We start from the raw sequence: 22,394 nt of genomic DNA on the forward strand, positions 1-22,394 counted from the left end.
TGCCAAACATCGTCAAATAGCGGGTTTATATCCCGATATTAACGGCGCTATTTTCCTTGTTTGACCGCAATTTATCTCATTTTTATCACCATTTTTGAAATAAAGACATGCCCTAGTTTACATTGATAATTTGACTTGATGTGTTTCAAATCCCGTGGAAATATCATGTTTTATTTGTGCCTAATATTTTAGTTTTATTTACAGAAACCCTGATAATACATCTTTCAACGTCTCTAAGCCGCCGCCCATGATGACAAAGAGCAATCCTGCTAAGTTGATAATAACCGTTAAATAATAAACGATACGAAACTCAGGCTTTTGTGATTTGTGGCGCAAATACATCTGTGCCACCAATGCGCCGACCCAGCCGCCAAGCACGCTTAGCAGGTGCAGCGTCGACTCAGGCGTGCGCCAGTCGCCATTTTGGGCAGCGACTTTGTCTTTGGCATAGGTGAGATAAGTGACGATGCCTAGCACAGCGTACCATGCAACCACCAGCCAGCTGAGCTTTTGAGTTGCCGCCAATAAAATTACAACCCCATAAAAACCAATACCAAGGAACAAGCGTTGCTTTTGCCCTGCTGCAAATTCTGCTTGGGCATTACGTTTGCGATTACGCTGACGAATTTGGCGGTTTTTTTCTGCCATTTTTTGTTGGACAAAGCTCAGTTCTTGGACTTGTCTGGCTTGCAGGCGACCTTGGCTATCTTGTCCGACATCAAAGACCACCGCTTCACCAACCTCAGGGCGGCGCTGCGCTCTAAACTCACTAATGTGAAAAAATAGCGACGCCCCGCTTGACGTTTCGATAAAACCAAAGCCTTTGTCGTCTTGCCATTTATGCACGTGTCCCTGTTGTTTGCTGGGTGCTTGACTTGCCATAATCCTGCCCTATTTATAGATATGGCAGATATATTACACCATTTGCGTTACACTATTTGCGCTTACACACCCAGCAAAATGACTTATCATTTCTCTATTATATTTATGACAACTGGCTTTTGATTATGACTGAATCACAATTTATTAACCCCAACGAAGACACGCGCATCACCTTTGGTAGCCTTGTTAGCCTACACTTTGAAGTTTCATTAGAAAACGGCACGGTGATTGACTCCACCTTTGGCCGTGAGGCACCAGTGACGCTGACGGTCGGCGATGAAAGCTTGTTGCCAGGGTTTGAGCAAGTACTTATGAATCTACGCGCAGGCGACACGCGCACAGCTCACCTTGAGCCAGAGCAGGCATTTGGTGAATGGAACCCTGACAACGTTCAGCACTTTAGCCGTCCGCAGTTTGCTCTTATCGCCGATCATCCAGAAGTCGGCATGATGGTTGAGTTTGAGGATAAAGGCAAAAACACCTTACCCGGTATTATTAGCGCGATTAATGAGGATGAAATTGAGGTCGACTTTAACCATCCGCTGGCCGGCCAATCGGTATTGTTTAAAGTCAAAGTCTTTAAAGTAACCCCGCCTGGGGTGACTGGCATCCAAATCATGTAATGCCCTGACAACGCTCAATACTCAACGCTCAATACTCAACGCTCAACGCTCAACCCTAAAATCAAAGTCCACAAGGAGACTGACATGCAATATACAACGTTGCCGCAACTCGATGAACAGGTTTCTAAAATCTGTCTGGGCACCATGACATGGGCGCAGCAAAACACCGAGGCGGAGGCACACGCCCAGATGGATATGGCACTGAGCGAAGGCGTCAACTTTTGGGATACGGCAGAGATGTATCCATCACCACCAGATAAAGACAAGCAAGGCGATACCGAGCGTTATATCGGTACTTGGTTTGCCAAAACCCAGCAGCGCGACAAGGTCATACTGGCCAGTAAAATGTCACCCATGAGCTTTTTGCGTGACGGTAAAACGCGCTTTAATGCTGAGCAAATCAGCAGCGCTATCGATAGTAACCTTGAGCGTCTACAAACCGATTATATCGATATTTATCAGCTGCATTGGCCTGAGCGACAAGCCAACTTCTTTGGGCAGCGCGGTTATGATGCCGATATGGCAGCGCAGTCTTTAGAAGACTTAACGCCATTTTTGGAGACCATTCAAGCACTGAATAATGAGATTAAAAAAGGCCGCATTCGTGCTTATGGACTGTCAAATGATACCGCATGGGGACTGATGCGCTATCTGTGGGAAGCGGACAAAAACGGCCTAATCGCGCCGCTGACGGTGCAAAACCCGTATAGCCTCCTCAACCGTCTCTATGAGGTCGGTATGGCGGAGATTGCCCATCGTGAAAACGTCGGCTTGCTTGCTTACTCGCCGCTTGGGTTTGGCGTACTATCAGGTAAGTACTTGGACGGCAAACGCCCAGCTGGCGCGCGTCTGACCATGTATGATCGCTTCAGCCGTTATATCAATGAGCAGGCCATTGCCGCCACCGCTGAGTATGCCAACATAGCGGCCGATGCTGGCTTGGATATGGCGCAGATGGCGCTGGCCTTTGTCAATTCACGCCCATTTGTCACCAGCAACATCATTGGCGCGACCACACTTACGCAGTTAAAATCCAATATCGATAGTATTGATTTAACGCTCACTGACGATGTCTTGGATGCCATTGAAGCAGTGCACACGCGCCAGCCCAATCCGTCACCTTAATAAGCGGCGCCCAATGTGTCACTGACAAAGCACTAAAAAAAGCGCCAATCGCGGTAAGTATTGCTGCGATTGGCGCCTTTTTTATTCAGCGACTTTTCATTTGACTGTACAGCTCAGCTGATTATTGACTAGGCGGCACACTCAGTACCCGCGCATGCAGATCGGCCAACCCTTCTTGCATTTTTCTTTGCAGCAAGTCGGTCAGCTCGCTTTTGCTATAGCCTTTAGGGTCTATCGGCTCTAATGGCAACACATAAGCCATCACATCTTTACTATCTAGCACCTTTTTTAGGCTCTCTTTCATGGTAATCTTGCCATAATACGGCAATGCCTCACTGAGCGCTCCGTCTTTGTCGACATAAGCGATAAGGATCGGTCGCACGGGGACATCTGCATCTATCGCAGCTTGTAGCAGGGTACCGTGGATACGCTTGACTTTTTTGCCATCGGTAGTGGTCGCTTCAGGGAAGAAGATAACCGAAAACCCTTTAGTCAAAAACTCAGCAATCTGCGTGGCCACTGAGCCTGCATCACCGGAGCCGCGCTCAATAAAGAGCGTGCCAGCAGCATGCGCTAATTTACCAAACACAGGCCATTCACCAATCTCCGCCTTGGATAAGAAAAACGCGGGGCTTACCGTCCCCACGACAGGAATATCCATCCATGACACATGATTGGACGCCCACAGGCCATGATGCTGCTGTACTGGCTCGACCTCGATGACTTTGACACCAAAAGAGCCTGCCATCTTACGACAAAACGCCTGAATATAACGGGGTAGCTTTTCGCGTGGCGGCTGCTTAAAGGCACCAAGACGCTGAGCGGCCCGCAGTCCACCGACCATCGTTGTGGTCATACCAGCGATTTGCTTGCCGCGTCCTAGCTGTTGTCTGAGTGAAAAGTTTGACTTAGCTTGGCTCATCTTCGCCCTCATGATTAAATAACTGCTGTTTATATCAACAAAAAAACGAGCTAAGTATAGCAAAGTTATGCGACTCAGTGATAGCCTGTTCACTGAGTCAGTGCCGAGTTTTATACAAACGCGCAATAAAGCCGCTTATAAACGCGCTAACTTACCAGCCGCTCTTCGCGCTAGGAAACACAAACCTGTGTAACATAAATCTATCGCTAATTGTGCCGTTACGCTTTAATATCAATAGATAAGACCACATATAAAAGGTCATATGAACGCCGCCTCGATAGTTGACAGACAAATGGCAGCGATTTATTTACTTTATTAAATAGGTGATATTCTTTGGATTATTTTGAAAGACATGAAGGTGGCGAGCGTGCCATCATTGTACATTTAGACATTCGGCAAATCCAAGACCCTGACGATCTTAGCGAGTTTGAGCTATTAGCAGACTCAGCAGGCGCCGATCGTTTGGCATTGGTGACAGGCTCACGTTTAAAACCGGATGCCAAGTTTTTTGTGGGTAGCGGCAAAGCAGAAGAGATTGCAGAGCTAGTGCGTGAGCACGACGCCGATATTGTTCTTTTTAATCACAGCTTATCGCCCTCGCAGGAGCGTAATATCGAGTCGGTGGTCAAATGCCGCGTGCTGGATCGCACCGGACTGATTTTGGATATTTTTGCTCAGCGCGCCCGCACTTATGAGGGCAAGCTACAAGTGGAGCTGGCGCAGCTCAACCATTTATCGACACGGCTGGTACGTGGCTGGACGCATTTGGAGCGGCAAAAAGGCGGTATCGGTCTGCGCGGGCCGGGTGAGACCCAGCTTGAGACCGATCGCCGCTTACTACAAACGCGAGTCAATCAGCTCAAAAACAAACTCGAAAAAGTACGGCAAACCCGCGCACAAGGCCGCGCCCGTCGACAAAAATCTGACGTACCGACCATCTCGCTAGTCGGCTATACCAACGCTGGTAAATCGACACTGTTTAACCGCTTGGTCGACGAAAATATCTATGCCGCCGACCAGCTGTTTGCCACCCTAGACCCGACGCTACGTCGCCTCGACTGGCAAGGTGTGGGACGTGTGGTACTGGTCGATACTGTCGGTTTTGTGCGTCATTTGCCGCACGAGCTGGTCGAGTCGTTTCACGCGACACTAGAAGAGACGCTAGAGGCGGACTTGCTACTGCACGTCATCGACTCCTCTAGCGAAGACATGCACGAGCAAATCGAAGCGGTAAAAAATGTCTTGGCCGAAATTGATAACGATGTGCCCGTGCTCAATGTGTACAACAAAATCGATATCACAGGCGAGCCTGCTCATATTGGTTATGCCAGCGAAGGCCAACCAAACCGCGTCTACGTCTCATCAAAAGAAAACCTCGGAATAGAAGCGCTGTCGCTTGCCGTACAGCAGCTGCTCACTGGCGCATTGACCACCTTTGATTTGACGTTGCCTTATGGCGCGGGTCAATTTAAAAACACCTTGTATGAGCTAGGCGTCATCTTAGAAGAAAGCTATGATGACACAGGCCACGAGTGTCTAACCATTCGCTTGCCAAGCGAGCGGCTCAAACAGCTGCTTGGACAAGCCAATCTCGATCCTGTAGATGTCCTACCGCTGGCGCAAGCGACGCTACTGATGCCGACGCTTGAGGAGTTTGAAAAGCCAGATGAAAACATAGAGCCTACCTTGACTGCGGCCGAAGAAAAAGCCTTTGATGAGTTTGAGACAAACACAGCACCGTCCTCGCCTCAAAAAAGCAGCCTGCCTGACTCATAACTTATAAGAGCAGGCGGCTCAGCTTTTATTTGCAAACCGCTTTGCTCTGCCTACAGACAAAGCCCTACACACAGACGGTATCGCTGATATCGTCTGTTTTTTATTGCTTCTCTTAAAGCCGTCTCTCTCAAAGCCACCTTTCCTAAAACCTGTTTTCACAATATCATCTCCCATAAGACCATAAGACAGAATAGTGCGATGATACTAGGGCGGTTATCCCTATAGTCAGGTCCATAAAAAAAGGATACCGCGAGACTGAAATAAATTTTTCGTAGCATCTGTCGGCGCAAGCACAGCACGCAAAAAAATTTTGTACCAGTCTAGCGAATGTATGCAGTGTATCTCTTTATCTTATCTCTCTTTATCTCTCTTTTATTTAGTCACGACGATAGGCTTTATTAGTTACGTGACTCTCTATATAATCGCCTATACGATATGCCATATACAAAATACCATAACGACACAATGTACTTATAAGGATGCAGCTGCCATAGCCATGCGCCAACCGTTATCGCTGCGCCTACCCATCTCCGATTTGGCCAAAACTGCTTATGAAGTCCACTCACTCCTCCAACCTACCGCTATGGCTGGCGCTGATATTAACATTAGCGATGGTTATTTTTGTCCGTGAAACAGCGGTGCTGGTCTGTCAATGGGCAGGTATCGAAAAAGCGGCCAATATCGTCGGTTTGGTGGCGATGTTTGTGGTATTGATGGCGTGGCGTTTGCTAAAAGGCCTACCTAGCTGGCTCACTCAAGCCAGCAATACGTTATTGGTTGATAGCGGTTTTGCTTTTTTGCCCGTTTCTGCTGGTGCAGGTTTATTGTTATTTGCCTTAGGAGACGAGCTGTGGGGCGTGATGCTGACGATGCTTATCAGCACCTTGATACCGCTTTGGGGGTTAGCATTATTGGCCAATCGCTGGCTCAATCAAGACTCTGAGTCTGACTCTAATAGTGATAGTGACTCGCAAGCTGGCAACACCGGCAGCATCACCAGCAAGCAATAAGGGCAGCGCTCAGCTGAATGAACAAGGCAGACTTATGACTTTTGATAGCGTATTGACAGCAACCCTTGCGGCGATATTATTGACCTTGGTCGCCCACGTCATTGCCCGTATCTTAGCGCGTAAGCTATCGTGGCTACCGATGGTCATCACGGCCTTAGCGCTGGTTTTGCTGTTTTTGTTTGTGCTGCAGTGGGACTACAATCACTACTATAGCGTCGCAAAGCCTGTGTTTGACCATCTCTTAGGATACGTCACGGTTTTATTGGCAGTGCCACTCGCCGCCATGAACTTTAAAGGCTTACCTGTCAAAAAACTCACCCTTATCGTCATGATTGCAAGCGTGGTCGGTGCTTTGCTGCCAATGTCGCTCGCCTATCTGCTGTCACTCAGTCACGAGACGATACTGGCATTTGCCACCCGCTCAGTGACCACCCCTATCGGTCTTAGTGTGGCGGATTTGATCAAAGCGCCGCTGGCGATGGCCAACCTTATCATCATTGTCTCAGGTATCGTTGGGGGTACTTTGGCGCGCTTTTTATTTCGCCGTGTCGATGATGACCGTGCCAAAGGCTTAGCACTTGGCTTGGCCGCTCACGCTTTTGGTACAGTCGAAGCGTGGCAGATCAGTCATACCGCCGGACGCTATGCAGCCTTTGGACTGGCAGTCAATGGGCTGGTCACCGCGATTTGGGTACCGATATTCATCAGTGCCGTTGCGTTATAACTACTCCCTGACCTCTCATCAATTAAGGACAAACTCAAAGCATTGGCCGCTCTTATCCTCTTGCTCTTATCCCACCGCTCCTAATCACTTATCATAGCCACTTACTACCACCATCAGCCCTTACAGCAGCTGAGCTGGCACTGATATACGTACACTGTAAATGATAGCCTATTGATTTATTTCGTATTATTTACAAAATAACGCTCACTTTTGCATATTATTTTGACAATCCTATGCGTCAAAAATTTATTATATGTTATAGTAAACAACTATTATTTTTTGTATCTATTGCAAATGATTTTAACAAAACATGAAAACGTCAGGGTTGTTGCTAGGTAGCTGGCGACAAAACACAGCAAATAAAATAAGCACTTGCCTTTATAAGCTGGCCGACTCATCAGCGACAGTCATTTGCGACTACTCGATAAAAAGTGATATCTCTATGATAAATACGACTACCATCAAGACTCGCTGTTTGTCTCCGTTTTTATTAAATGCCATCACTGGTATTGCCAGTATCCTTGCTATCTCAAGCTTGAGTGTGAGTGCTCATGCGGGCAATATGTATATCTACAAAGACCAAGGCGGTCAGGTGCTCTTGACCAACGTTAGCCCCAGTGGCAACTTTGATAAGTTCACCAAAAAAGTCAAAGTCACTTATTATAAAGACTCTAAGATGTATGACGGCAGCAGCAATGGCTATGGCAGCAGTCCGGCGAGTAGTAGTGCCAGTCGCAACGCCTATGATAGCTATATTCGCGCGTCCGCGGCACGTCATGGCGTCGATCCTGCCTTGATGAAAGCCATGATGCATACTGAGTCGGCTTTTAATCCAAATGCTCGCTCACCAGTCGGCGCTCAAGGGCTGATGCAGCTGATGCCTGCTACCGCACGGCGATTTAATGTGGGTAATCCTTGGAACCCTGCCGACAACATCGAAGGCTCAGCCAAATACATCGCCTGGCTGATGCGCCGTTTTAATAACAACGTCGAGCACGCTGTGGCAGGCTATAACGCAGGCGAAGGCAATGTCGATAAATACGGCGGCATCCCGCCTTTTAAAGAGACGCGCAACTATGTCAAAAGAGTGATGAGCCGCTATCATAGCTTATACAAAAATGACGCCGGTCTGTCTGACGCCAGTATCAATGCCAGCAATCAAGTCAATATGAGTAGTACAAACAATGGGCTACAAAATGTCAGCTATGGCACGAGCAGTAATAGCAATAGCCCAAGTTATATCAAATCTGCCTACGAGGCCTTACGCTAGTAAGTCCATAAAGGGGTCAAGCTCAGACACAAAAAAGCCCGTTATCGAGTAACGGGCTTTTTTGTGTCTGACGGCAAAACCAATGGCTTAACCGTCCTCATCAGTGCAAGTGCACAGAGATGTTACTTGGATATTACTTGCTAGCCGCCTGAGCTGCTGCAACTTCAGCTGCGAAGTCTTCTTGCTTTTTCTCGATACCTTCACCCACTTCTAGACGTTTGAAGCTTAGTACTTTTACGCCTTCCGCTTTTAGGACATCGCCAACTTTTTTGTCGTTGTCCATGACGTATGGCTGACGTAGTAGAGTTACTTCGTCTAGGTACTTACGTAGGCCACCTTCGATCATTTTTTCAACGATGTTGTCAGGCTTGCCAGACTCTTTGGCTTTGGCTTCGATGATGTCTTTTTCGCGAGCCAACACATCAGCATCAACGCTTTCGTCGTCGACTGCTACAGGGTTGAACGCCGCGATATGCATCGCTAGGTTTTTGCCAGTCTCTTCGCTGCCGCCTTCATACGATACCACAACACCGATACGTAGACCGTGGCGATATGATGCTAGGTTGGCACCTTCTAGAGTTTCTACACGGCGAACCTGAATGTTTTCGCCGATTTTTTGTACCAAAGCCACGCGTGCTTCTTCAACGGTTTGGCCATCGCCATATGGTAGCTCAGAGATAGCAGCAACGTCTGTGACGTTATTTTCTAGCGCGATGTTGGCTACTTTTTCTGCAAAAGCAGTAAAGTTGGCGTCTTTTGCCACAAAGTCAGTTTGGCAGTTTACTTCTAACAAAAACGCTTTGTTGTCGCCTTGAGCGATGATGATAGCGCCGTCAGCTGCGATGTTACCTGCTTTTTTGGCCGCTTTTGCTTGACCAGATTTACGCAAGTTATCGATGGCAACTTCAACATCACCATTGGCTTCTTGTAGGGCTTTTTTACATTCCATCATGCCAAGACCAGTACGGTCGCGCAATTCTTTTACCATTTTGGCAGATACTTTTACTTCTGTCATAAGAGTCACCTTAGTATAGTTATGTATAGGAGGGCTTAATGTCTATTTTTCTCAAGGCTGCTGATGACTTAAGAAAAACGCTCGTACTATCTGCTTATTAATAAAAACAAATCATGACATCGAGCGACTCTACCCACTGGAATAAACGATAATACTCGTTTGGCCAGTTTATGATAGATGACGATCATGTCATCAGCATGTATTTAATATATTTTATGTAATAGCAGTTATTGATTGAGGGCGTTTGACAGCCATCATTTCATCACGTTATGTAATAGCCATGGTTTCAGCGCTATTATTTAACAACAAGGCATGACGAGTAAAACTGCATCATGCCTACTACGAGCTTATCATTAATGACTTTATATGGATGCTGCTAGCGGTGCTATCAAGACATCCTTACAAAGTAACACTTTTAATGCAGCGAATTATTCAGCTGGCGTTGCTGCTTCTTCTGCATTGGCTTCTTCGGCAGGTGCTTGCTCAGCTTTGCCGCCCGCTTGAGTCTGTGCGTATTCTTTACCAGCGATGATCGCATCAGCCATAGACGTGACGTATAGAGTCACAGCGCGGATAGCATCATCGTTAGCTGGGATGATGTAGTCAACGTTGTCTGGGCTAGAGTTGGTATCAACGATACCGATTACTGGGATACCAAGGTTTTTGGCTTCTTTGATAGCGATCGCTTCGTGATCTACGTCTACCACAAAGATAGCGTCAGGTAGGCCACCCATGTCTTTGATACCGCCTAGTGAACGCTCAAGTTTTTCCATATCGCGAGTACGCTCAAGCGCTTCACGTTTGGTCAACTTAGCAAAAGTACCGTCTTCTGATTGCTTCTCAAGCTCTTTTAGACGGCTGATTGACTGACGTAGCGTTTTCCAGTTGGTCAACATACCACCCAACCAGCGATGGTCGACGTATGGCATGCCAGCGCGCTGGGCTTGCTCACGGATAATACCGCTAGCGGCACGTTTGGTACCAACAAACAATACTTTGTTTTTCTTGGCAGCTAGGCCGTTTACGTAAGTCAACGCTTCGTTGAACGCTTTTACGGTGTGCTCTAGGTTAATGATATGGATTTTGTTACGTGCACCAAAGATATAAGGACCCATTTTTGGGTTCCAAAAACGTGTTTGGTGACCAAAGTGAGCGCCGGCTTGTAGTAAGTCGCGCATTTCGATTTTGGTTGGGTTGTTTGTAGCCATGTGAAATATCCTGTTGGTTGGGTTATGCCTCCACATCACAAAAACTGCCTATCTAGCAACACGCATCTGCCTGTAGGTCGTGCCTATAATCATGGCACTGACCCTATCTTGCAAATTAATCAAGTCGCCAAACACCCAGCAATTTTTTGCCATGATGTGTGTGTCATTGGTTGGTGTAAAAAAGAAGCCATGTTGGGGTTTAGCAAAAAACTCAAACCCCTCCTATAAAGCAAATTATAGAAATAGCTGCGCCGTATTTTATCATACAACGCCTCACAACCTCCAGCGCTTTATGAGGACAAACCGCGATTTAACAACTCGTGAGCCTCACGCCTCAAATCGTCGTATCAACAAAAAAGCGATACCATTGTATCGCTTTTTACTGTTGTCGCTTTTTTGTCGCTTTTCGTCGAGGCAAAGCGATAAACGAGGCGCTGTCAATTGATTGTCGTTGATCAGTTAATTGTCATTAAGTGATGCAGATACCGATGACGGCCTTGTGACCACGCCAGGTAAAGGGCGTGATATAGCTTTGCCGATCTTTGGGTAGATACGATACGTTGGGCGCGCTCTCGACGATGTGCGGCGGCGAGATAATAAACTCTGACCCAAACTCCGTCCGAGCGTTACCAGAGATGGTGTTGGCCATCTCTCCGAGCAAATCCTTCAGCATCGTAATAGAGGAGTCGGTCTCGCCCATCGCCTGAACCACCGCACGCAGCATCGCGCTTGGCGCACTGACATAGACGCAGCCTTGTAGCGGACCTGAGATTTTGATAACGCCGCTGTAGTCATAGCCTACCGCTGTCTTATTGTTATTTAAATAAGGCGTATCGATGTCTACTTCTGTCCCATCAATCTGCGTAAAAAACGCATTAATCGAACTTAAAAATACGCCCAATTTCTCTACTTTAATCATAATAACGAACATCCGTATTAGAACGTAATAGCGAGATCATCAGTCCTGCAAACAGACCACAATCTCACCGACTTGCGAATGCCAAGTGATCGGGATGATAAAAGAACGCTCATCGTTTGGTAGGACGATACTTTTGGGCGCTCCTTTAAACACAAACGGTACCGAGATATGAAACTCTGAGCCAAACTCAGTACGGGCGTTGCCTGCGATGGTATTGGCAACCTCGCCTGCTAGATCAATATAATTGTCATCACTTTTATCAGTCTCACCCATGCTATCTAGTAGCGAGGACAACAACTTGTGAGTCGCCGAAAAATACACCACGCCTTTTTGACCACCAGAGATACCAATCACACCAGTGTAGTCATGCACTTTGGGCTGTTTGTTTTCTAGCAAATACGGCGTGTCAGCGACGAGCTCTTCTCCACCAAACTGATCAAAATAATTGCTAATGATGTTTAAAAAAATCTGTAGCTTTTGTTCTTTCATATAGACATTACTCAAGTCGTTGAATAGTATTAATCTTGCACCAGCTCGTGCAAAGACTCTACAAGCTCTTCTTCTGAAAATGGCTTGCACAAAAACCCACTGGCACCAAGCGATAGCGCCTCAATCCCCGTGGCTTTATCAGACAAGGCAGATACGACTAAAATACGGACATCGGGATCCGTGGCGATGATTTTTTCGATACACTCCAGACCATCCATTTGCGGCATGGTCAGATCCATGGTGATCACATCAGGACGATGGATATTAAACTTCTCTAGCGCCTGCACACCACTGGTCGCAGTAGCGACCAGCATAAACTCACCTGAGTCATACGCACGCTGAATACGGTTTCTAATGATATTAGAATCATCAACAATCATTAATTTATGCATAACCTATTACCTGTAATGAGGCACATTGTTGTGGTTAACAATATGCCTAACGTCTCTTATTAAGCTTTTGGTAGTGTAATGACAAATCTTGTCATTTTGCCCCGTTCACTATTTACATTCAGCTTGCCGTCGTAGTCCTTGACCAGTGATTTGATGATATCCAAACCCACGCCGCGGCCACCGTCTTCATCAGCGTCTTCTTTGGTAGAAAAACCTGAAGAAAACAATTGCTTGAGCAAGTCGCTATGCGTCAGCTGACTTGCTGCTTCATTATCGACGTGGTTTTCTGCCACCAATTTATGACGGATACTGTCGTAATCGATGCCTTGGCCGTCGTCCTGCACGATGAGCATAACCTCTTGGCCGTTGTCTTGTACTTCTAGATCAATCTTGCCTGCTGTTTCTTTACCGAGCGAATGACGGACGCTTGGTGCCTCGACACCGTGCACCACGGCATTTCGTAGCAGCTGGATACCAATCTCTTTGATGGGCTTGACCAGACGCTCTGGGATATTGACTTGGGTCAATGTATGGCTGTTGAGCTGTACTTGCTTGCCCTGTCTTGCAGCGATATCTTTGGCAAAATCACGATAAAAAGACAGCTGGTCTTCAGCTTCATTATCACTCAAATCGATATCTTGACCGCCATCCAAACTGATGTTACCAATCGATAAACTGGTTGGTTGGCTTTTGGGTGCGGTACTCTCAGCAAGCGCCATGCTTTGCTGTGCCACGGCATCACTTAATGCGGTGGTAGAGGCAGTAGCGGGTTTACTAGCGGCAGGCTCCGAGCGATTGATCCGCTCACCTAGCGTGGCAATGGTGTTCGATAGGCTGAGTAAGTCATCTAGATGAACCGCCAATGGCAAAAAGTCATTACCTGATAGCTGACCTTGGTTTTGTAAGGCATGCAACTTGTCTTCGGCATCTGAGGCAATCTTGGTAAAGCTGTGCAGTTTTAGCGCTGATGCTTCGCCTTTTAGACTATGCATTTCGCGATAAATGGCTTTTAGTTTGTTTTCCAGCTCGTATTGTGAGCTACCAGGATTTTTTAAGATGTTATTCATCTTATTGATATGCGCATCAGTGTTGGCGATAAACTCATTAATGATCTTAGGATTTACATTTAAGATGGTGGTGAGCATCTCGATTTGCATGTCATTTTGCGAGCGCTCTTTTTCTAAGCGCTGCTCTAGGTAGACGGCATCAGAGACATCATTGACGTTGACCAAAATACGGGCGATGTCTTTTTTGTCATAAACGCGTGAGAATTTAAAATCCAAGAAGCGGCTATCAGCGCCTTTATTTTCGCCGGCGTTATGTAGCATGACCTTATGTAAAGGGTTTAGGGAATCCACCAACTTTTCTTTGACGCGCGGGTTGTATAACTGCTCGATAAACTGCTTGGTGGTGTTTAGGTCTTTATCAGAGATACGACCACGTAAGACACTGGTAAAGTTCTCACCTGCCAAATTGTCAGCACCGATGATGCCATTGAGGGCACGAGAGTGCTGTTGACCAATCTTTAGGTCTTTATCTAGCAAGAATAGACCAGTATTGACCGTTTCCATAATTTCTTGTGTTTCGCGGCGCGCAGCAGCAGCTTCGGCATCGGTCTCACGTAAGCGGCGCACAAAGAAGAATACGAAAATCAAAAAGTAAGCAAAAATCGCCGCAACACCCAACACCTGAATCAGACGAATGGTGGTGGCTTGGCGCTCTGCATTACTAAATACGTCGCGTGTCAGATTATCTAGCGAGTCGTTGATCAGCAAACTGGAGGTTTTGGCTTGCTCAACCGCTCGAGTCAAGTCATCTGCCGACGGCACCATGATGTTATCAGCGTCTTTTAGGTAGGTCTGAATTTTGGGTTCAAGTGCCTGCCACTGCTCTTTGGCAGCGGCAATATTGGCTTGGGCACTATCATCAACCTTGGGTAGATTATAACTTTCGCCTGTACTGTCAGTGATCTTGCCGCCTTGCTCAATAGCAGAAAGAGAGTTAGTAATCAGTGATGTGTTTTCTTCTAAACGATTCAATACTCGCTGAATATGCGGCGAGCTTGTGTCTTCACCATAACTGTTATCTAAGTCAAAAAGATCTTTGATGACCGACTGCGCACTGTTGGCGACTTGGTTGGTCTGGTCGATCAAAGCGGTGTTTCTTTCTAAGAGGCTGGAGGTATAAAAGGTAAAGGCTAGCAAGGCACCGATGAGTGATAAAAACAGTGCAATAGAGATGATCAGACCTTGATAGCGTTTATTGTCGATATTTGGTGTGGTGGCCATGTTTGAAAATCCTTAATTCGCTTGAGTAGAAGTCGGTTCACTGTTGGTGTCTGGCTCCGTTGAACCCAACCACTTTTCTTCAATCTCTTTAAAAGTCCCTTTTTCTTTTAGCTTAGTAATACCTTCATTGACATTTTTAATAAGCTCGTTATTACCTTTAGCCATCAGTATGACTTGTTGCGCCGATGGATTGTCTTCACTTTCGTAGGGAACGATAGTGACGCCGTATTCTGGATGATTTTTCGCTGTGTACTGCAAAATAGGCATATCATGCAGAATTACATCAACCCTGTCTTGAACCAAATCTTCATACAATAAAAAAGCAGTTGTGTTAGTGGTCAGGTTGTCCTCATACCCACCTAGTTCATTTAACTGATCGACAGGTTTAGCACCTTCCATTGCCCCGATTCTTACATTCTTTAAATCTTGTAAGCTTTTGGCATTGAGCTTTCCCTCTGCATACATCATTGCAGAAGGGTTAAAGAAATATGACTTAGATAGTCCGTAACGAGTATTACGATCATCCTTGTATGAAATACCTGAAATGGCGATATCCCTTGATCCTGACTCCACGCTATCAAACATGTTTTGCCACGTTTCTTTATAAAACTCGACTTTGAACCCTTGCTCTTCACCGATAGCACGGATCGAGTCAATATCAATACCCTGCATATTTCCATAATCATCTTGCAATGAAAAAGGAGGCATCGTACCTGTTGTAGCTACTTTTAGTGTCGGTGCTGTATCCGGCAAGCTACTCACAAAGTTATCTTTGCTTTCCGTCACTGGTGTGCCAGCTGCATTGGTATTTTCTGTGGTAGAAGAATTACCACAACCAAATAAACCAACGCTTAATATAACTGGCAATACTCGATATAACTGCATCATGTTTTGTCCTTAAAATCGCAAAGCTTATTGTCTTAACATCACTGGACAGCAATCTATAATTTCAAAAAGTATCACAGTGTAAACATAAAGTTACAATCTACACTAATTTTTTTCTAATTGAAATACTTCTGATAAATTTGTTTGGTAACAACAAACTATTTATTTTCAATCAACTACGATTAAATATGACACCTCAGTCATTATAAGGCGTGTCTTATAAAATCATCAGGCTCTACATTAACCACGCGTAACGCCCATGTATCAAAGCCCTTTTATTAAGACAAAAAAAACACCCAATATTGGGTGTCTCAAAAACTTGCAGCCGCTACTCTGCGTCATCGAGGTCTAAATTACGATCTATCTGCCAGATTAAAAACGCACCCAAGCTCATCAGGGCAAAAAGTGCAATACCGATTTTTAACACGGGATTAAGCGGGAATAAGTTTAATAATAAACCACCAAAAATACCCACTGAAAACATCAGCGAGCCTTGCAGCGCGCTTGCCATACCCGCACGCTGCTTTTGAAAAGCCAGCGCAATCGCCGAGGCGTTTGGCTGGGTCAATCCCAAGCCTGCAATACAAAAGAAAATACACGCCAGCACCAGTGGCAACCAAGCATCGGTCCCTAAAAATATACCGACAACAAACAACGTGCCTGCAGAGAGCACCTGCATCATCGCGCCGAAACGAAGGATGCTCAAGATACGAAAGCGATTGGTCAGCCATTGGTTGAGCTGGGTGAGACCCACAAACCCTGCCGCATTCATGCCAAATAGCCAGCCAAAATGCGTGGCCGAGACGCCATAAGTATCCATGATTAATTCAGAAGCTGAGCTGATATAAACAAACATTGCGCCCATCAACAGCCCGCCGCCGATCGCAGGGTAGTTAAAGCTGGGATCTTTTAACAAGTCCCAATACTGGCTCAGCACTTCTCTGGCAGGGCGTACGTTACGGTTCTCTTCGGTAAGGGTTTCAAAAAAGAAGAACTTGGTGAGCAGTAAGTTCAGCACTCCAAAGGCGGCCAAAAACCAAAAGATAGAGTGCCAATTAAAAAACTGTAAAAACAGTGCGCCCAGAGACGGCGCGAGTATCGGTGCCAGTCCCATTACCAATATCATGATAGAAAAAGCTTTTGCGGTTTGTTTAGCCGTTAGCCGATCACGAATCGCAGCTCGAGTTACCACTGCCCCGACGCAGGCACCAAGAGCCTGCATGGTACGGCCGACAAACAACACATACTCATTATCCGTGGTGGCACAGATAACAGAAGCAATCACATAAAGCGTCATGCCCATATACAGCGGCTTGACTCGACCAACGCGATCGCTAAAGGGGCCGTAAAACAACTGACCAAATACCAAACCCACAAAATACGCTGGGACTGAGTTGGCCATAAAAGCGGTTGACACACCAAAATCATCTGCCATCGACGGTAGTGCTGGCAGATACATATCAATGGATAAAGGCCCTACCGCGACGATCAGCCCGAGCATCATAATCCAAGCAACGGGCAAATCAGCCGAGCGAACGCGCTCGGCGGCGATGGGTTTGGGAGGTGGGGAGGATTTTGGAGCAGACATATTTAGACCAGATTATATAGTGATTATTGTTTTATATCTTATGGCTTTACGATAGCGTTTTTGGTTTGCTGCCGTCATAAAATGGCAGCTTATAGCAATAGTGCATACTTACCAACGTCTATGCAAGCGGACAATGTTATATCGTGGTTATATCGTAATTTTGACCGCCATTGCAATAGACGCCTAACGCGAATAAAACAACCCTTAACCACTAAAAACACTCAATATAAAACATAAGACTCTGTCTAAATTTTTCTACCTCTGATGTAAACCCTTATGATTTATGACTCATTATAAAAGACTAGCGAAACTGTCGCTTGGCAAAGGCGGTGCTGGCTTGCTTGGCTTTTCTCAGTGCAAGCTTGCGATTACGGCCCAGCATCATTTTTAGCTGCCACATCTTTTCTTTATAGAGCGTGGTTGCAGGCTGATGATGCATGGCATTGATCACACGCTTACTGGCAAGTACCGCATCTGGTGAGCGCTCGGCAAGCTCAGCGGCGAGCTGCTGTGCTTGCTCAAGCGGCGTCTCGCTGCAATGACTGACCAGACCCAGCGCTTTGCCTTCGCTGGCATCGACGATGCGTGCTGTCATCGCTAGCTCTTTTAGCACGTCTTCTCGTACCACACCATACGCCGATTGCGTCAGACCCATGTCTGGCACCAGCCCCCACTTGGCTTCCATGATAGACAGTTTACACTCAGGATGGCTGATGCGTACATCACATGCCAGCGCCAATTGTAGCCCAGCGCCGATACAGTAGCCTTCTAAGACCGCGATGACCGGTACTGGCACATCGCGCCAGACCAAGCAAACACGCTGAAACGAGCTTTGCCACGGCTTCATCAGCTCCCACACTGCAAACGCTTGATTTTTTGGATGGTTCAAATCGCCCAAGTCGATGCCAGCACAAAACGTCCCTTCCGCACCGTTTAAGATGACCGCTCGTATTGTCTTATCTTTGCTCACTCGGCCTGCCACAGCGATTAGCTCTTCTACGACCTTAAAGCTCATGGCGTTTTTTTTGTGCGGACGATTTAGCGTCACAGTGAGTATATTATCAGTGACACTCACTTGTAGCGTTTCGTATTGGTAAGTTGCAATGGCGTTCATAACGATCCTTATTTATGAATGGGTAAAAGATAGACTGATAGCGATAATGTTAGCAGGCTTATCCATATCCTACCTTAGCAATAACTGACTGCCACGATACTTTATAGCGAGACTGTATTGTCAACTCTACATAAAAGAAGTACGTGATTTTTTGCGCGCGACTGGTATCAATTTTGCTTGCTGTGCGATGCAGGCAGATGCTGCGCAAAATCACTCCCAGTCGCACGGTATTTATTTTATGGTGGATCGACCATACGAGCATGGCAACATGAAGTTGCGTTTTTTATTGCCTCTCAATCACTGTTACTTCATCACTACTTCTAAACCACTACTCCTAAATCATTTTCCACGTCATGTCGTTTTCGCTTAGACGATGGTAATTGAGCTGCGGATAGGCGGACAAATCCAGCGTTTGCAAATTATTTAATGCGGTCAGTAGCTCTTCGTAATAAGGCTGGAGCATGGCAAACTGCGCAGGCGTGGTATGCTGGATATTCAACAAACACTTATCTTCTAAATCTTGGCTGGCCTGACGCAGCTGCGGCACGCCAGTATAGCGGCTACCGCCCAATATACGATGGGCAATTTGCGCCAGCATACTACGGTCACGCGCCTCCCATGCTTGAGTCAACGCTTGCTTTTCATCATTGATGGTGTCGAGCATCATGATGATCAGCTTGGCTGCCAGATCAGGCTTGTTGGCTGAGCGAGTCAGCGCATCTTGCCAGTCCAAAATCTCTGAATACGGGCTGTCTATCGCTGTATCCTTTTGCTCCTGCGGCCGCGCGGCTAGATCAATATTTGGTTCGCTGGTATGATCCATTGACCCTGATGGCAGGCTCAGCAACGGTGCCTGTCCTTGCTTTTGTAAGCGTAAGCTATCGTAGCGCGGCTGAGTCTCTCGCGGTGTCTCTCGTCTATAGTCTTCGCGCGGCTGACTGTCACGCAAATAGTCATCACGGATTTTTTTGAGTGATAATGGTCGCGTTATTTTTGGCGGCTCGCTAGCATCGGTAGTGCGCTCGCTTTTACTGACAGGATACGTGCTGGTCGTCGCGCCCAGCGGCCATTCAGAGAAGGTTTGCGTGTCGATGTCTGTTGATGCGTCGATGTGACTAGAGGCCGCATCCGTGTCTTGCAAGCCCAGTCCTTGTAGATTGGCTTCAGATAGCGCGGTTAGTTGCGGCGTGGTCGAGGTGCGGCTCAACCATTTTTGCAGCACTTGTAGCAGCTGCGGCTGACTAATGGGTTTGCCGACATAGTCGTTGATACCACTAGCTATTAGCTTGTCACGCTCATCAGCCAACCCATGCGCTGTCAAGGCAATGATAGGAATATGACTGTCATCGCTTTCGATACTGCGGATTTGCTTGGCCGCTTCATGCCCAGACATACGCGGCATTTGGATATCCATAAATATCAAGTCGATGCTGTCTTTGTGGGTGTCTTTATAATTGTCTTGGTTGCTGCCTTTATCTTCATTGACCGTCTCCTCTGCATACAGCGCAGAGTTTGACTTTTTGGTCATGTCATCTCGCGCTTCGGCTTTAGAGAGCTGGGTTTTGTTTGACAGGCTTTGCTTTTGGTTTTTGGCAGTTTTCAGATTTTTGGTTTGCTGCTTACTGATAATCTCTATCGCATCAAAACCGCTACTGGCGGTGACGACATGAATACCCAGCTCGCTAAGCAGCGCATCGAGTACCAAGAGATTGGGCAGATGGTCATCAACCGCCAACACCGTCACCCCTTTCCAGCGCGGCTCTTGCAGACTCGTTGGCTGGCGGCGATTTTGTGTATCGAGCATGGCATACAGCTGCCTTTTATCCAAAGGCTCATATAAGATATTGGCATGATAACGATTGAGCAGAGCCTGATCGGCGGCCACTTGATAGCCAAAAACAGCAAGCTTACCCTGATAGTGCAGACGAATCTGTTTTAATAGCGCCATCATATCGTCTTGGGTATCATCATCGACGATGACCCAGTCCCAGTAATTACCATGCTCTTTTAACGACTCAAGCACACCTGGCAATGAGTTGGCTTGGGTCAGCTGAATTGGTAGATATTGCAGACTGGCTTTGAGCACTTGTATCGAGGCTGGATGGTTGATCCACACCAGCACATTAAACTCATCAGTTTCGCTAGCAAGCGGCGCGAGCACAGGCAGCTCAATGGTCTGCCCTGTCGCCGCCTCGAGCACATCGACGTGCGCTGGCATGCGAAACCAAAACGTTGCTCCTTGATTGGCAATGTTTTCTTGCGCATTGTCATAAAACCCAATATCACCGCCCATCAATCGCGTCAGCTGCTTGGAGATGACCAAACCCAGCCCAGTCCCGCCATACTGACGCGTGATAGAAGGATCGCCTTGACTAAAGCTTTGAAACAGCATTTTTTGATCAGCAAGCGAGATGCCCTTACCGCTGTCTTGCACACTTATCATCAGATAATTATCACGGTGATCATCAAGGCTGACCCGCACCACCACATCACCACTGTCGGTAAACTTAATCGCATTGCCAACGATATTGGTCAGTACTTGCTTGAGGCGTAAGGCATCGCCATTGATACGCATCGGCACATCGTTATAAAACAGCACTGCCATGCGCAGGCCTTTTTCGGCGGCGACTGGCGAGAGCATATCGACCACATCATAAATGGTGTCATAAAGATCGAACTCATGACGATCAAGCACCAGCTTGCCCGCCTCGATTTTAGAAAAATCCAAGACATCGTTGACCAGCGCCAGCAGATGTGCTGAGGATTTACGAATGGTCTGTACGTACAAATCTTGCTCAGGATTTAGCTCGCCGTGACGCGCCAGTAGGTTGATAAAACCATCAATACTGTTGAGCGGGGTGCGTAGCTCGTGGCTGATATTGGCCAAAAACGCCGATTTGGCTTGGCTGGTTGAGATGGCGGCATCACGCGCGTTTCTGATCGAGATGTTTTGCATTTCCATCTCATCAAACGCCAAACGCAAATCATCCTCAGTCTGCTCGGCATGGTCTTTGAGGTCTTGAAAGCTTCTGTGCAAGCGGCGCAAGGTATTGACCAAATCTTGCTGCAATAAATTTAGCTCGCCATCCGACTCCACCGGAATCGGCTGATATAAATTGTCGACGTGAGTGCGCTGCAACTGCAAGCGCAGCTCATAAATCGGTGCGATCCAGCGTTTTGAGTAAATATTTAAACTCAACAGCAAAATCAGGATGGTAAACAACCCCGTAATCACTAGCGCCATGGCGATGCGATAACGCGCGATATACAGCGGCTCGTTGTCCATATCGACGAGCAACCACAGCCGCTGCCCTTCAAATTCACCAAGCACACTGCCATAAGCGGTGCCGATCGGCGTGGGTTTTTGCGAGATAAATTGCGCTGAAGCATCAATCAATGGCCAAGGCTCATTGAGCCCGTAACCGACCGTGGCCAGCACCTTATTGTCTTCATTGACAATCGCGATGCGCTGCACGTGCTGCTCGGACTGCATGCGGCCTAGCCTGTCACGAATGCCCTCTAGGGTCGAGACGGCAGCCTTGGAGGCACTGCCCGCCTGCTGGCGCTCTTGCTCTAACAGCTCAGGAATCAGATCTGCAATCTCTGGGGTATAACGAATCAGCACCGCCTCGGCCAACACTTCTTGCTCAGAGTCGCTGGCACGCATGGTCTCATGAAACACCAAAATACCGCCGACAGCGGCCAATATACATATCGGCAAAAACACCAATATGATCAGCTGACCATAGGCGCTACTGGTATCAAAACGTTTTTTGTGTGCCATGCAAGCTCGCTCTCATCTCAATGTTTTGCTAGGGCGTGTCCTCATTTTAAAATAATGATAAAAACAAGATAAGATGACTATCAATTGAATGGAGGACATACGCTAGATTTATCACAGCGACTTTGCGCCATCGCGTCCTGTACTATAGCGCTATCGTTATCACTTGGCTATAGCTATCAGTCGTTGGGTATCAGTCATGGCGATAAGTGTGGTGGCTGCATCATAACGCCTCTGAATCATACAAGTATTTTAACAGTATTTGTCTCAACTACCATTTATAAGCACCATTCATTTACCAAAATCTCTGCATGCATTCAGCGTAGGCAAAAACAAAATGATATAATGGCGCAGCTTTTTACTTGCCGCTATTTTTGCGCGCT

Annotated in this window: 18 protein-coding genes; 6 read left to right on the plus strand and 12 right to left on the minus strand. The window is 46.9% G+C overall.

The window, feature by feature from the left end:
• Window positions 1–198: 198 nt before the first annotated feature.
• Window positions 199–882: a DUF1294 domain-containing protein gene (locus J3491_RS05180; RefSeq protein WP_207969410.1), complete on the minus strand. Its 684-nt coding sequence runs from the start codon at window positions 880–882 to the stop codon at window positions 199–201.
• A gap of 125 nt (window positions 883–1,007) precedes the next feature.
• Here J3491_RS05180 and fkpB point away from each other — a divergent pair, with 125 nt between their 5' ends.
• Window positions 1,008–1,505 carry an FKBP-type peptidyl-prolyl cis-trans isomerase gene (gene fkpB, locus J3491_RS05185; protein ID WP_075102068.1) on the plus strand — a complete coding sequence of 166 codons (498 nt, stop codon included), beginning with the start codon at window positions 1,008–1,010 and terminating at the stop codon, window positions 1,503–1,505.
• Between the two features lie 84 nt (window positions 1,506–1,589).
• Window positions 1,590–2,630, plus strand: coding sequence for an NADP(H)-dependent aldo-keto reductase (locus J3491_RS05190; protein ID WP_207969411.1), 1,041 nt, complete (start codon window positions 1,590–1,592; stop codon window positions 2,628–2,630).
• 121 nt (window positions 2,631–2,751) lie between these two features.
• Here the strand turns inward: J3491_RS05190 and J3491_RS05195 are convergent, their stop codons facing one another.
• On the minus strand, window positions 2,752–3,552 hold the full coding sequence (locus tag J3491_RS05195; protein ID WP_207969412.1) for a lysophospholipid acyltransferase family protein: 801 nt from the start codon (window positions 3,550–3,552) through the stop codon (window positions 2,752–2,754).
• Window positions 3,553–3,885: 333 nt separating this feature from the next.
• Between J3491_RS05195 and hflX the strand changes: the two genes are divergently transcribed.
• The 4 genes from hflX (at window position 3,886) to J3491_RS05215 (ending at window position 8,332) form a co-directional block, all read left to right on the plus strand.
• Complete coding sequence (hflX, locus tag J3491_RS05200) at window positions 3,886–5,328, plus strand: ribosome rescue GTPase HflX (RefSeq protein WP_207969413.1); 1,443 nt, start codon at window positions 3,886–3,888, stop codon at window positions 5,326–5,328.
• A gap of 551 nt (window positions 5,329–5,879) precedes the next feature.
• Window positions 5,880–6,338 carry a CidA/LrgA family protein gene (locus J3491_RS05205; RefSeq protein ID WP_207969414.1) on the plus strand — a complete coding sequence of 153 codons (459 nt, stop codon included), beginning with the start codon at window positions 5,880–5,882 and terminating at the stop codon, window positions 6,336–6,338.
• A gap of 34 nt (window positions 6,339–6,372) precedes the next feature.
• Window positions 6,373–7,062, plus strand: coding sequence for an LrgB family protein (locus J3491_RS05210; RefSeq protein WP_075102031.1), 690 nt, complete (start codon window positions 6,373–6,375; stop codon window positions 7,060–7,062).
• A 442-nt stretch (window positions 7,063–7,504) separates the two neighbouring features.
• Entirely contained in the window at window positions 7,505–8,332 is an 828-nt protein-coding gene (locus tag J3491_RS05215; protein ID WP_207969415.1) for a lytic transglycosylase domain-containing protein, read from the plus strand.
• Window positions 8,333–8,465: 133 nt separating this feature from the next.
• Here the strand turns inward: J3491_RS05215 and tsf are convergent, their stop codons facing one another.
• The 10 genes from tsf to J3491_RS05265 form a co-directional block, all read right to left on the minus strand.
• Window positions 8,466–9,347, minus strand: coding sequence for a translation elongation factor Ts (tsf, locus tag J3491_RS05220; RefSeq protein ID WP_075102030.1), 882 nt, complete (start codon window positions 9,345–9,347; stop codon window positions 8,466–8,468).
• Window positions 9,348–9,775: 428 nt separating this feature from the next.
• Window positions 9,776–10,555 carry a 30S ribosomal protein S2 gene (rpsB, locus tag J3491_RS05225; protein WP_100748923.1) on the minus strand — a complete coding sequence of 260 codons (780 nt, stop codon included), beginning with the start codon at window positions 10,553–10,555 and terminating at the stop codon, window positions 9,776–9,778.
• A 469-nt stretch (window positions 10,556–11,024) separates the two neighbouring features.
• Window positions 11,025–11,474 (minus strand): chemotaxis protein CheX, encoded by a 450-nt coding sequence (locus J3491_RS05230; RefSeq protein ID WP_083608603.1) that lies wholly within the window; start codon window positions 11,472–11,474, stop codon window positions 11,025–11,027.
• Between the two features lie 39 nt (window positions 11,475–11,513).
• Window positions 11,514–11,963, minus strand: coding sequence for a chemotaxis protein CheX (locus tag J3491_RS05235; RefSeq protein WP_075102027.1), 450 nt, complete (start codon window positions 11,961–11,963; stop codon window positions 11,514–11,516).
• 29 nt (window positions 11,964–11,992) lie between these two features.
• Window positions 11,993–12,355, minus strand: a complete 363-nt coding sequence (locus J3491_RS05240) for a response regulator (RefSeq protein ID WP_075102026.1) — start codon at window positions 12,353–12,355, stop codon at window positions 11,993–11,995.
• A gap of 59 nt (window positions 12,356–12,414) precedes the next feature.
• Window positions 12,415–14,643, minus strand: a complete 2,229-nt coding sequence (locus J3491_RS05245; RefSeq protein WP_207969416.1) for an ATP-binding protein — start codon at window positions 14,641–14,643, stop codon at window positions 12,415–12,417.
• A gap of 12 nt (window positions 14,644–14,655) precedes the next feature.
• On the minus strand, window positions 14,656–15,531 hold the full coding sequence (locus J3491_RS05250; protein WP_100748920.1) for a substrate-binding periplasmic protein: 876 nt from the start codon (window positions 15,529–15,531) through the stop codon (window positions 14,656–14,658).
• A gap of 325 nt (window positions 15,532–15,856) precedes the next feature.
• A complete protein-coding gene (locus J3491_RS05255) occupies window positions 15,857–17,116 on the minus strand; it encodes a multidrug effflux MFS transporter (protein WP_207969417.1) in 1,260 nt (419 codons plus the stop codon).
• A 301-nt stretch (window positions 17,117–17,417) separates the two neighbouring features.
• The gene (locus J3491_RS05260; protein WP_207969418.1) at window positions 17,418–18,230 is read right to left on the minus strand and encodes a crotonase/enoyl-CoA hydratase family protein; all 813 of its coding nucleotides are present in this window, start codon (window positions 18,228–18,230) and stop codon (window positions 17,418–17,420) included.
• Window positions 18,231–18,564: 334 nt separating this feature from the next.
• Window positions 18,565–22,014: an ATP-binding protein gene (locus J3491_RS05265; protein ID WP_207969419.1), complete on the minus strand. Its 3,450-nt coding sequence runs from the start codon at window positions 22,012–22,014 to the stop codon at window positions 18,565–18,567.
• Window positions 22,015–22,394: the final 380 nt, after the last annotated feature.

This window comes from Psychrobacter halodurans (genome assembly GCF_017498075.1).
Classification (GTDB): domain Bacteria; phylum Pseudomonadota; class Gammaproteobacteria; order Pseudomonadales; family Moraxellaceae; genus Psychrobacter; species Psychrobacter celer.